General features: G+C 38.1%; 9 protein-coding genes. 8 read left to right on the top strand and 1 reads right to left on the bottom strand.

Features of this window, described 5'->3' with window-relative positions; translation table 11 throughout:
- The first annotated feature begins 15 nt into the window (after positions 1-15).
- The 6 genes from lacD to AB3H93_RS05775 all read left to right on the top strand — a co-directional run bounded on the left by lacD (position 16) and on the right by AB3H93_RS05775 (position 8,907).
- Complete coding sequence (lacD, locus tag AB3H93_RS05750; RefSeq protein WP_232088589.1) at positions 16-969, top strand: tagatose-bisphosphate aldolase; 954 nt, start codon at positions 16-18, stop codon at positions 967-969.
- A 310-nt stretch (positions 970-1,279) separates the two neighbouring features.
- Complete coding sequence (kdpA, locus tag AB3H93_RS05755; protein ID WP_368020273.1) at positions 1,280-2,956, top strand: potassium-transporting ATPase subunit KdpA; 1,677 nt, start codon at positions 1,280-1,282, stop codon at positions 2,954-2,956.
- A gap of 9 nt (positions 2,957-2,965) precedes the next feature.
- Complete coding sequence (kdpB, locus tag AB3H93_RS05760; protein ID WP_368020274.1) at positions 2,966-4,996, top strand: potassium-transporting ATPase subunit KdpB; 2,031 nt, start codon at positions 2,966-2,968, stop codon at positions 4,994-4,996.
- A 12-nt stretch (positions 4,997-5,008) separates the two neighbouring features.
- Positions 5,009-5,542, top strand: coding sequence for a potassium-transporting ATPase subunit C (locus AB3H93_RS05765; protein ID WP_034700806.1), 534 nt, complete (start codon positions 5,009-5,011; stop codon positions 5,540-5,542).
- An 85-nt stretch (positions 5,543-5,627) separates the two neighbouring features.
- On the top strand, positions 5,628-8,210 hold the full coding sequence (locus tag AB3H93_RS05770; RefSeq protein WP_368020275.1) for a DUF4118 domain-containing protein: 2,583 nt from the start codon (positions 5,628-5,630) through the stop codon (positions 8,208-8,210).
- Between the two features lie 10 nt (positions 8,211-8,220).
- The gene (locus tag AB3H93_RS05775) at positions 8,221-8,907 is read left to right on the top strand and encodes a response regulator transcription factor (RefSeq protein WP_010718443.1); all 687 of its coding nucleotides are present in this window, start codon (positions 8,221-8,223) and stop codon (positions 8,905-8,907) included.
- A 176-nt stretch (positions 8,908-9,083) separates the two neighbouring features.
- Here AB3H93_RS05775 and AB3H93_RS05780 read toward each other — a convergent pair whose 3' ends face one another.
- A complete protein-coding gene (locus AB3H93_RS05780) occupies positions 9,084-9,641 on the bottom strand; it encodes a pentapeptide repeat-containing protein (RefSeq protein WP_368020276.1) in 558 nt (185 codons plus the stop codon).
- Between the two features lie 260 nt (positions 9,642-9,901).
- Here AB3H93_RS05780 and AB3H93_RS05785 point away from each other — a divergent pair, with 260 nt between their 5' ends.
- Positions 9,902-10,663 (top strand): DeoR/GlpR family DNA-binding transcription regulator, encoded by a 762-nt coding sequence (locus AB3H93_RS05785; RefSeq protein ID WP_368020277.1) that lies wholly within the window; start codon positions 9,902-9,904, stop codon positions 10,661-10,663.
- Between the two features lie 10 nt (positions 10,664-10,673).
- Positions 10,674-12,080, top strand: coding sequence for a M24 family metallopeptidase (locus AB3H93_RS05790; RefSeq protein ID WP_368020278.1), 1,407 nt, complete (start codon positions 10,674-10,676; stop codon positions 12,078-12,080).
- Positions 12,081-12,346: the final 266 nt, after the last annotated feature.

A 12,346-nucleotide genomic window follows, 5' to 3' on the forward strand; every position in this document is an offset into this window, starting at 1 on the left:
GCAATGGATGGAAAAATGAAACATTTAAAAAAACTCTGGAATAAAGAACAAATCTTTGCCGCTTTAGCAATTGATCAACGAGGTGCATTACGTAAAATGCTTACCAAAGCAAAAGGAGAAGAAGCAAGTGCGAAAGAGCTGGAAGAATTTAAGATGATCGTGTCTTCGCAACTAACAAAAGATGCGTCAGCGATTTTGTTAGACCCAGAGTATGGCTTGCCTGCAGCGAAAGCGAAAGCGCAAGAAGCTGGTTTACTTCTTGCCTATGAAAAAACGGGATATGATAGTACCGTGCCTGGAAGACTTCCTGATCTTTTACCTACTTGTTCAGTTAAGAATCTAAAAGAAGCAGGTGCCGATGCTTGTAAATTCTTACTTTATTATGATGTTGATGAAAGTGACGAAATCAATGAGCGAAAACAGGTATTTATCGAACGAATCGGCTCAGAATGTCAGGCAGAAAATTTACCATTCTTTTTAGAATTAGTTTCATATGATCAAAACATTTCTGATAGTCAATCAAAAGAATATGCGATGAAAAAACCTGGCAAAGTCATAAAAATGATGGAGAAGTTTTCTGAAGAGCGATTCAATGTCGATGTCTTGAAAGTGGAAGTTCCTGTCAACATGCAATATGTAGAAGGATATAGTCAAACAGATTTCGTACATACGAAAGAAGAAGCAGCGAAATTTTTCCAAGAACAAGCTGCTGCTACCCATTTGCCTTATATCTTTTTAAGTGCCGGTGTCGAAGCAGAATTATTTTATGAAACACTACGTTTTGCCAAGGCAGCAGGATCGACCTTCAATGGGGTTCTTTGTGGTCGGGCAACGTGGAGTGCTGGGGTAGAAACTTTTGTCAAACACGGAAAAGAAGCGGCAATGACGTGGATGAACGAAGAAGGAAGTAAAAAAATCCAACAACTCAACCAAGTGCTGCAAGAAACTGCAACACCAGTAGCGTTATAAAAAAGGCTATGAATACCATTTGTTCAGAGGGTAACAACGGGTATAAACGTAGCGGTAAGCTTTATAATAGGATGAACATTTTTTTGAAACGCTTCTTCTATTTTTATAATGGAGAAAAATAGACAAGAATAAATAATCAAGAGATATAAAGATAGTGTAAAGAAACGATTTAAAGTTTCACACTATCTTTATATCTTTTTTTGTATGATCAAATCATAAAGGAGAGAGGAAAAATGATGATTATATTTGGTTTGATTAGTGCTTTATTAATGATTTATCTTTTCTGGTTTTTATTTAAGGGGGAAGAGTTATGAGTAGTATCATTTATCAAGGATTGTTTTTTTTATTTGTGTTACTAATTCTAGCGTTACCTCTTGGGTGGTATATTAAACAAATCATGCAAAATAACATACCTAAAGGCGTACGATTTTTGCAACCCGTTGAAAAACTATTTTATAAAATAATCGGACCAGTAAGTCAGAAAGAAATGACGGCGAAACGCTACATTTTTAGTGTATTGTCATTAAGCCTTTTTTCGCTCATTTTACTGATTGGTCTGTTAATGACACAAGAATGGTTGCCGGGAGGAAATACAGTTAAAAATCTTTCTTTCCCATTAGCCCTCAATACGGCAGTTAGCTTTGTAACGAATACTAATTGGCAAGCCTATGCTGGGGAAACTACCTTATCGAATTTTTCGCAAATGTTTGGCTTAACAGTTCAAAATTTTGTATCTGCAGGTGTTGGCTTAGCAGTTTTGGTTGCCTTATTAAGAGGTTTGACTCAAGTGAAAAATAAACGATTAGGGAATTTTTGGCAAGATTTAACCAGAGGTCTAGTCTATATCTTATTGCCGCTTTCCATCGTTTTAGCCATCTTATTGATCTCTCAAGGAACGATCCAAACGTTTCAATCAGGACTAGCTTATCAAGGATTAGAAGGAAAAGATTTGTGGTTATATCTAGGTCCGGTAGCAAGCCAAGTAGCTATCAAACAGTTAGGAACGAATGGTGGTGGTTTCTTTGGAGCAAATTCAGCTTATCCTTTTGAGAATCCAACGATTTTAGCGAATTTCTTGGAAAATATTGCCATTTTGCTCATTCCTGCTGCATTGATTTTTACACTAGGTTTTTGGGTAAAAGAATGGAAACAAGGGCGGACGATATTAATCGTTGCAACCACTTTTGTTCTATTAGCGTTTATCGGGGTAGCAGTTAGTGAATATTATGGACCAAACTTTACTCAAGTGTTAGGTTCGGCCAACATGGAAGGAAAAGAAGTTCGTTTCGGTGTGGGATGGTCAAGTTTATGGGCTGTCAGCACGACTGCTGCTTCTAATGGTTCGGTCAATGCGATGTTAGATAGTTTTACGCCCTTAGGTGGAGCGATCCCACTCTTTTTGATGCAATTAGGAGAGATTATTTTTGGTGGGATTGGTAGTGGACTATACGGCATGCTTGCTTTTCTTTTGTTAGCCGTTTTTATTGCTGGTTTATTAGTTGGTCGTACGCCCGAATATTTAGGGAAAAAAATTGAAGCGTTTGACATCAAGATGGCTAGTTTAGTTATTTTGACTCCTTTAATGTTGACCCTCTTTGGAGCTATGGCCTTGATCAGCCACAGTGAAGTCTTCACTTGGTTAACTAATGAAGGACCTCATGGATTTAGTGAATTATTATATGGTGCAACTTCCTTAGCAAATAATAATGGGAGTTCATTTGGAGGTCTATTAGCAGATACGCCGTTTATTAACTATTTAGGCAGTTTCTTGATGCTGCTTTCCAGATATCTACCGATCGTTGCGATTTTATTCCTAGCAGAAAACATGGGGAATAAGAAAAAAGCAGCGTTGAGTCCAGGGACATTATCAACCGTCAGTCCAACGTTTGTTACGATGTTGATTATTGTCATTTTAGTGATCGGCGCCTTGAGTTTCTTACCAGCATTAGCCTTAGGACCAATTGCTGAGTATTTTACAGTAAAGTGAGTGAGAAAAATGAAAAAAATCTATTTATGGGCTGTGGGTCAATCGTTCAAGAAGTTGGACCCACGACAGCAATTAAGAAATCCAGTCATGTTTGTTGTCTATTTAGGCGCGATTTTGACAACCATTTTGTGTTTTTACCCGATGGATGTACCGTTATGGTTTAGTCTTGCGATTACGGTTTTCTTATGGTTGACTCTATTATTTGCCAATTTTGCTGAAGCCGTTGCTGAAGGTCGTGGGAAGGCACAAGCGGATAGTTTGAAGCAAGCGAAGAAAGAAGTAATGACCTATAAGATCACCCGTTTAGAAGATGTGCAAGAAAAAAATTTTATTGAGATCCGTTCTTCTGATTTGAAAAAAGGCGATCTGGTTTATGTCCAGGCAGGTGAACAAATCCCAGCAGACGGGGACGTTATTGAAGGGGCTGCCTCCGTCGATGAAAGTGCCATTACTGGAGAATCAGCACCAGTCATTCGGGAATCCGGAGGGGATCGAAGCGCTGTGACAGGAGGAACGACAGTCGTCTCTGATTATTTAGTGATAAGGGTCACTTCCGAAAACGGGCAATCATTTTTAGATAAAATGATTGCGATGGTGGAAGGCACCCAACGAAAAAAAACACCGAATGAAATCGGACTGCAAATCTTTTTGATCACTTTGACGATCATTTTCTTAACAGTTTCGATTACGCTGATCCCGTTTACTCACTTTAGTAGTCTGCTGGCAGGAAAAGGTGGCCCGCTTTCTTTAATCATTGTGATTGCGTTATTGATTTGTTTAGCACCCACGACAATTGGTGCGTTGATCTCTTCGATCGGTATTGCTGGTATGAGTCGATTGACAAAAGAAAATGTCATTGCCATGAGTGGTCGGGCAATCGAAGCGGCAGGAGACGTCGATGTCTTATTATTGGATAAAACAGGAACGATTACGCTGGGCAATCGACGTGCAAGTGAATTTTTACCAGTTCATCAAGTGAGTGAACGAGAACTGGCGGATGCTGCCCAACTTTCCTCTTTGGCAGATGAAACAGCGGAAGGCAGAAGCATTGTGATTTTAGCCAAAGAACGATTCAATCTACGGGAACGTGAATTTCAGCAATCTGAGGTGAAATTTATTGATTTTAGTGCCAAAACAAGAATGAGCGGGATCGATTATCGCGGGGACGAAATTCGTAAAGGTGCGGCTGACACTATGAAAAAATACGTGGAAGCAAATGGACATACCTATCCTGAAGAATGCGATCAATTAGTGGCTCAAATCGCACGTGCAGGGGGAACCCCATTAGTAGTTGTCAAAAATTACCAAGTTCTAGGTGTCGTTTATCTCAAAGATATTGTAAAAAATGGTGTGAAAGAAAAATTTGCAGATATGCGGAAAATGGGGATCAAAACGATCATGATCACAGGGGATAATCCTTTGACGGCTGCAGCGATTGCAGCAGAAGCTGGCGTTGATGATTTTTTGGCAGAAGCAACACCAGAAAACAAAATGGAATTAATCCGTGAGTACCAAGAAAAAGGACACCTTGTAGCAATGACGGGTGATGGAACGAATGATGCTCCGGCATTAGCACAAGCTGATGTAGCGATGGCAATGAATACAGGAACCCAGGCTGCTAAAGAAGCAGGGAACATGATCGACTTAGATTCAAGTCCTACGAAACTCCTGCAAGTAGTTCAAATCGGCAAACAACTATTGATGACTCGTGGAGCGTTAACGACCTTTAGTATTGCCAATGATGTTGCTAAATATTTTGCGGTGATCCCAGTCTTGTTCTATAGCATCTATCCACAATTAGATCAATTGAACATCATGGGACTTAGTACGCCTTTAACAGCTATTTTATCTGCGGTCATTTATAACGCGGTGGTGATTGTGGCATTGATCCCGTTAGCGTTGAAAGGTGTTGCTTACCAGGAAAAACCAGCAAGTCAAATCCTGCGACATAATCTACTTGTCTATGGATTAGGAGGTGTCATTGCACCATTTATTTTTATCAAACTGATTGATGTCATTTTATCATTCGTGATTTTGTAAAGGAGAAAAGTGATGCGAAAAACAGTTATGGGAAGTATTCGTTTTTTATTGTTAAGTTTACTTGTTTTCGGAGGGGGGTATACATTACTAGTTACCGGGGTCGGTCAACTATTTTTCAATGAACAAGCTAATGGCAGTCAAGTTACCAATGATGGGAAAGTCATAGGTTCGAAGTTGATTGGGCAACCTTTTGAATCAACTCGCTATTTTTCTGGACGGAATGAAAAAGTTAGCCAACTGTCGCCGGTATCCAAAGAACAAGCTTCACGTGTGGAACAGAGAACGAAAAAACAACTTCAAGAAAACCCAGCGCAAAAAGAAGTTCCGGTGGATCTAGTGACTGCTTCGGCAAGTGGTGTAGACCCGGATATCAGTGTGGAAGCAGCCAATTTTCAAGTGTCAAAAATCGCTCAAGAGCGAGGTCTTAAAGAAGCGGATATCTATGCTATAATAGAAAAAAACAGCCATAAGGATTGGTTTTCAGATCGCAAATACGTTAATGTATTACAATTGAATCTTTCGTTAGATCAGATGTCTGATTCATAATCGGTTCTAGCCATTTCCTTGATTGGTTTTAGCCAATCGGAAAATGGCTCAGACTTACATAAAGGATAAGTTGGAGGGGGAAAGGATGTCGTTATCGAGTGTATCAGAAGATTTTATGCAAAGACAGCAAGGGAAGAAGGGCAAACTAAGAGTATTCTTTGGTTTTGCGGCTGGTGTCGGTAAAACGTATGCGATGCTCTTAGAAGCTAGAGAATTATTTGCCTTAGGTAAAGATGTCGTGATTGGCTATATTGAGCCTCATGATCGACCAGAAACGAATCAACTACTCGAAGGTATGCCTCAGATCCCACCCAAAGAAATCAATTACAAATCAATCACTTTATTTGAACCTGATATTGATCGCTTGATCAAGCGAAAGCCCGAAGTAGTTTTGATCGATGAATTAGCACACACCAATGCGCATGGTTCAAGAAATAAGAAACGTTACCAAGACGTGGCAGAGTTACTGAATGCTGGAATCAACGTTTTTACAACGATTAATGTGCAACATATCGAAAGTTTGAATGATGTTGTTGTTAATGTAACAGGTGTGGAAGTAAAAGAAACCGTGCCAGATACTTTCTTTCAACAAGCATCTTTGAAAGTGATCGATGTTGAGCCGGAAGAATTGATCTTACGGTTAGAAGAAGGAAAGATCTATACCAACGAAAATGCAAAACGAGCCTTAAAAAATTTTTTTACCCCACAAAAGTTGAATCATCTGAGAGGTTTAGCGATCCAAAGAGCTTCCGACCATATCAATCAAGTTAGTAGTCAAACCAATCGAATCCAAAGCAAGTTGTTGACTATTGTTAATGACGATTTTCCTAAAATGGCAGAAAAGTGTATTCGTTGGACTGCAAGATTAGCGCAGGGCTTAGGTGCGCAATGGGTCGTTATTCAGATTCGTTCACATGAAGACACGCCGACAAACTTACCACTTGCTGACAAACTTGGTGGAGAAGTGATCAGTATGGAAGAAGAAGGAAGCTTTGAAACGATCGTTGAATACGCTAAAATGACTGGTATCACAGATATCATCATGGGAAAGAATCTACGACAACCATGGTATGAACGATTATTTTTAGAATCGTTTGAAAACCGATTGCTGAAGCGATTGAATGATACAGAGATCCATTTGATCCCATTTCAAGAAACTAGACCGTCTTTTTTATTTCATACAAGAAAAATCATTGAAGGCGGCGGGAAAGATCTAGGGTATGCATTAGGTGCTGTTTTTTGTGCCACTTTAATTACTGAGTTGATGCAGTATTTGAACGTCGGTGATCAAAATCTGATGTTGATCTATCTCTTTTTCGTCTTATTAGTCGCTCGGATGACTTCCGGTTATTTTTGGAGTGCTTTAGCATCAATCCTTAGTGTACTATCGTTCAATTGGTTTTTTGTTGAGCCGCTTTATTCATTGACAGTCTATAAACAAGGCTATCCGTTCACTCTTTTGATCATGTTTTTAGTTGCTCTGATGATTAGTAACTTAATGGTGCGGTTAAAAAAACAAGCAGTTTATTCTATGGAAAAAGAGCATCAAATGGAAATTCTTTATGAATTGAATAAACAATATGTGTTGGCACAAGATCAACAACAAATTTTTGATATTACTGCGACGTATCTTTCACGTTTGTTAGATCGGGAAGTGGTTCTCTTTGATTCTGAAGGACAAGTGAAAAGTGTGCATCGTGTCGATCGGAAAAAATCAAGACTTAATATCAGTGAAGAAATTGCAGTAGCTGTTTGGACAGCAAAAAATCAACAGGAAGCAGGAAATGGAACCGATACCCTCGGAGGAGCAAAAGGATTCTATTTACCGATCCTTACTAATGGAAAAGTCGTAGCTGTTTTAGGAATGGAACGAAGTCATTCCCACGACCTACAAAACGATCAACTAAACTATTTAAAGTTGCTCATTACACAACTGGCAACGATTCTGGAACAAAATCAATTGAAAAATGAGAAAGAGCAAATCGAACTTGAGAATGAACGAGAAAGAGTCCGCAGCAATTTGCTCCGAGCGGTCTCGCATGATTTGCGGACACCATTAACGGCAATTTCAGGGATTGCGGAGACGTTAAACAATGAAAAAAGTGTGTCGAATGAAACCCAACAAAAATTATTGCAAGATATTCAAGATGAGTCCCAATGGTTGATTCGGATGGTGGAAAATTTATTATCGATTACACGGATCAATATGAATACAATGAAAGTGAATAAATCAGCGGAACCGATTGAAGAAATTATCGAAGCTGTGTATAGTCATTTGAAAAAAGTGTATCCAGATAGCCAATTAGATGTCGTATTACCAGAAAACATGCTATTCATCCAAGCAGATCCTATTTTAATTGAACAAGCTTTGTTCAATTTGATTGAGAATGCTTTGAGACACGGTGAAAAACAGCAACCTGTACGATTGACTGTGAGCCAAAATGGAGAAGAAACGAGGATTGAGATTAGAAATAAGGGTGAGATTCCTATCGAACAATTTCAAAAAATCCAAAATAATCTGACTCAACCAAATGAGGTGCCTGTTGATTCTAAAAACGGATTGGGAATTGGGTTAAGTATTGTCAACACGATCATTCGTGCTCATAACGGACAAATGGAGATGATTGCCGATAATGGGGAAACGATTGTCCGAATCTATTTAAAGTAAGGAGTTTTTTATGAATAAGATGATCTTATTGATTGAAGATGATCCCAATATTACCGACTTCATGGAAGTGGTTTTTGAGCGAGAACAATATAGATTAACGGTAGCAGCAAATGGGATGGAAGCTTTAACTGCTTTACAGGCAGAAACATTTGATGTCATTTTACTTGATCTAGGTTTACCGGATATTGATGGAATGGATCTCTTGAAAATATTGAGGAAACGGATGGATCTTCCGATCGTGGTGATCTCTGCACGAAAGGACGAAAATGAAAAAGTAGCCGCCCTTGATTTAGGAGCAGATGATTACGTCACCAAACCTTTCGGGACTAACGAACTTCTAGCTCGTATAAGAACAGCTTTACGCCATAAGAAAACCAAAGAAGAACAGACGTTGATCGTAGTAAATAATGCATTGAAAATCGATTTTGATAAGCAGTTGGTTTATAAAAATGACCAAGAAATCCATTTAACAAAAAATGAATATCGATTACTTAAATGTTTATTTGAGCAGATTGGTAAAGTAGTCACTTACCAAACATTAATGACCCAAGTATGGGGGCCATACAGCGAAGATTCCCAAATTTTGCGAGTCAATATGTCAAATATCCGCAAAAAAATTGAAACAAATACGTTGAAGCCTGAATATATCATTACTGAAATTGGTGTTGGTTATCGTTTACGTGATTACCGCTCGTAAACATAAAGATGAAACAGTGAAGTCTGTTTAATAAGTATTAAATCCAAGAAAGATAGTTCAAAAAGGTCATGAAAGAAACAAATAGCTCCGAACAAACCAGAGCTTACTGTATCTTTCATGACCTTTTTATGGTGTTCATCGTATTTCTTCTAGGGAATTAAGCTTAGACTGTTCACTTACTCTTTTATAATTAGTCCTAACAATGTTGAGAATTTTAAGGCCTGGTAGGTTGAGACCTGGCAACCTTTTAATTCATTGATCGTAATGCCTAATGTTTCAAAATTAGAGGAGCTTAAATCAACGCCTTTTAAAGAGGTTTGCTGAAAATTCGCTTCGTTCAATTCACAATTGTCAAAAACGATTCCTTTGAAGTGACAATGATAAAGATCGGCGTTTTCCAGTGAACAATGGCAAAATTGATTATTCTCCATTTTAGCATAGCCAAAAGCAGCTAGATTGATTAGACAATCTTTAAAAGTAACGTTTTTAATCGTTGATTCTTGAAAGGTTGTCCCAAGTAGTTTGCAATTGATAAATTCTACTCGGTGGATAGAGGCTTTTGTCATATTGACGTTGGAAAGATCACAATTTTTAAAGCGAACATCTACGAACTCGACCTGACTAAAATCGCTATTTGTAAATTGACAGTGATCAAATTCCATATTGTAAAAACGGGGACGATCGAAAAATGCTTCGATTGCTTCGTCATTGGCTACTTTGCACATTTCAAGCATTGGTTCCTCTTCGGAATAGATTGTAGAAAAGGGCTTAAGTGGTAATGTGGGAGAAATTTTTGGAGGAACGATTTTCATAGATTCATCTACTTTCCTATATAAGATTTTTCCATATCAGTAACGGAATCATCGCTGTCTGCTTATTATAGCACAAATCATTTGATTACATTTGGCAATTTTTTTGCGACAAAATGCGATATATTGCAAAATATTGCAAAGAGTTGCAAACTGTAGTAAAGTGACTTAAGGGAGGCGGTTTCATGCTGAGGGAAATTCGTTTGAAAAAAATAATCAAAATCATGAAAGAAAAACAAAATGCTGCGATTGATGACTTAGCAGAACAGCTGGAAGTATCTAAAGACACGATCAGACGTGATTTAATGAAGTTAGAAGAAAAAAATATAGTTCGCAGAACACACGGCGGAGCGATTTTATTAGAAAGAGAAGCAACTATTTTTGATTATGAGCAACGTTCAACTAAATTAAATGGAGTGAAACTTCAGTTAGGAAAAACCGCTGCAGCTATCATTAAAGACAATTCATCGGTTATTTTCGATTCCTCCACTACTGTAGAAAGTGTGATCAATCAAATAGGGATGAAACCTTTGACAGCTATCACTAATTCTTTGACTCATGCGATGCTGTTGGCAAAAAGGTCAGCAACTATGATTACGCTATTGCCGGGAAAATTGCACAAAACACAACTTTTTTTACATGGCGCAGATACTATTGAGAAATTAAAACAATACAGTGTAGACTATACATTTTTAGGTGTTTTTGCTTTATCGTCTGAAGGGATATTCATCCATACGGAAGAAGAAGGACTTGTCAAACGCCAAATGGTCAAACAGGCAAAAACGGTGGTTGCTTTAGCAGATCATACAAAAATGGATAAAACCGGCTTTTTTAAGGTTTGTGATTTAAAAGAGATTGATTTTCTAGTAACAGATCAACCTCCCAGCAAGCAGTTGCAACAAGCTTTGATAAATAATCAGGTGGAATGTCTTATATTAGATCAATAAAGGAGTAAGTATGGAAAAGAAAAATATAATTTTAGATGTGTTGACTGAGCCGAAAACATTTGCAGATGTCTCACCGGTTTTCTTAACAGATGAAACGATTGAGATGAGAAAAAAACGAATGATACAAAGGATGAGAGAAGAAGCGATTGACACACTAATCATTTATGCAGATCGTGAGCATGGTAGCAATTTTGAATATTTTACGGGATTTATTCCACGGTTTGAAGAAGGATTATTTGTTATGGAAGATAGTGGAAAAAGTACCTTGATTTTGGGAAATGAAAATCTGAAACTATGTAAACATGCACGAATCCAATCAGAATTGGTTCATTATCCACCTTTTTCATTGCCGAATCAACCAATGGATCACGAACAACCTTTAGAACAATTATTTACCTCGTTAGGGTTCGTTGAAAAGAAAAAAATCGGGGTAGTTGGTTGGAAAATGTTTACTACACGGAAGAAAGAAGCGACCAAGCTATTCGATGTTCCTCACTTTATTATTGAAGCAATCGAAAAAGCAAAAGGTGAAACGACTGAACTACTAAATGCTAGTTCGCTGTTGATCGGGGAAAAAGGAATACGGAGAACAAATAACGCCAATGAGATCGCTCATTATGAATTTGGTGCCAATCTAGCTTCTAGTTGCATGTTACAAGCACTAAACAAGATTGAAGTAGGTGTAAAAGAGTCTGAAATTGGAGCATTGTTAAATGGAAAAGGACAACCGAACACGGTAGTGACAATTGCTGCGACAGGGCAACGTTTCGAATATGCTAATCTTTACCCAACCGATAAAACAATTAAACTTGGGGATGCGTTGTCTTTAACTACTGGGTTTAAAGGTGGTCTATCTAGCAGAACAGGGTTTGTCATCGAACATGAAAAACAACTTCCGTCAGAGCAAGCGGATTATTTAGAAAAAGTGGCTAAACCTTATTTTCAAGCAATTGTTCATTGGTTAGAAACAATCAAAGTGGGGATGAGAGGCGAAGAAGTTTATCAACTAGTTGAGACTATTTTACCAAAAAAACAGTTCCATTGGCATTTAAATCCTGGTCACTTGACAGCAGATGAAGAGTGGTTAGCTTCACCTATTTATCAAGAGTCGCAAGAAATACTTGAAAGTGGGATGATTTTTCAACTAGATATCATTCCTTCAGTTCCGGGTTATACAGGTGTTAGTGCGGAAGAATGTGTGGTATTAGCTGATGAGGCACTGCAAGGAAAAATCAAAGAAAAGTATCCAGAATTATGGCAACGCATTATGATTCGTCAAACGTATTTGAAAGAAGTGCTAAACATTGATTTAAGTAAAGATATTTTACCGCTTTCCAACACGGTTGCATACTTACGCCCTTTTTATTTAGCAAAGAATCAAGCATTTCGTGTACAAAGAATAAAATCCACATCTTGATGTACGAGTGAATGATAAGAGAAAATTCGTAGGAGTAACAGGAGCTGTATGGTTCGTTACTTCTCGAATTTTTTAGGTCTGCTAGCTTTTTTGAGAAAAATCCCTTATAGTGAGAGCCGAAAGACTAGATCATTTTTTGTACGTTGTTTCAAATGCGACGATGATCATGCATAAATCTCCATTCGTTTATTGGGTTTGTCCAAGCAGATAAATGTTAGGATAGTCAATTATGAACGAGATGGAACAGAAAAAAGGGGATATCGACT

This window comes from Enterococcus sp. C74 (assembly GCF_040887125.1).
Classification (GTDB): domain Bacteria; phylum Bacillota; class Bacilli; order Lactobacillales; family Enterococcaceae; genus Enterococcus_B; species Enterococcus_B hirae.

Coding starts and splice junctions, on each gene's coding strand:
- lacD (WP_232088589.1), top strand. CDS start 16: ATGAAACATTTAAAAAAACTCTGGAATAAAGAACAAATCTTTGCCGCT.
- kdpA (WP_368020273.1), top strand. CDS start 1,280: ATGAGTAGTATCATTTATCAAGGATTGTTTTTTTTATTTGTGTTACTA.
- kdpB (WP_368020274.1), top strand. CDS start 2,966: ATGAAAAAAATCTATTTATGGGCTGTGGGTCAATCGTTCAAGAAGTTG.
- AB3H93_RS05765 (WP_034700806.1), top strand. CDS start 5,009: ATGCGAAAAACAGTTATGGGAAGTATTCGTTTTTTATTGTTAAGTTTA.
- AB3H93_RS05770 (WP_368020275.1), top strand. CDS start 5,628: ATGTCGTTATCGAGTGTATCAGAAGATTTTATGCAAAGACAGCAAGGG.
- AB3H93_RS05775 (WP_010718443.1), top strand. CDS start 8,221: ATGAATAAGATGATCTTATTGATTGAAGATGATCCCAATATTACCGAC.
- AB3H93_RS05780 (WP_368020276.1), bottom strand. CDS start 9,641: ATGCTTGAAATGTGCAAAGTAGCCAATGACGAAGCAATCGAAGCATTT.
- AB3H93_RS05785 (WP_368020277.1), top strand. CDS start 9,902: ATGCTGAGGGAAATTCGTTTGAAAAAAATAATCAAAATCATGAAAGAA.
- AB3H93_RS05790 (WP_368020278.1), top strand. CDS start 10,674: ATGGAAAAGAAAAATATAATTTTAGATGTGTTGACTGAGCCGAAAACA.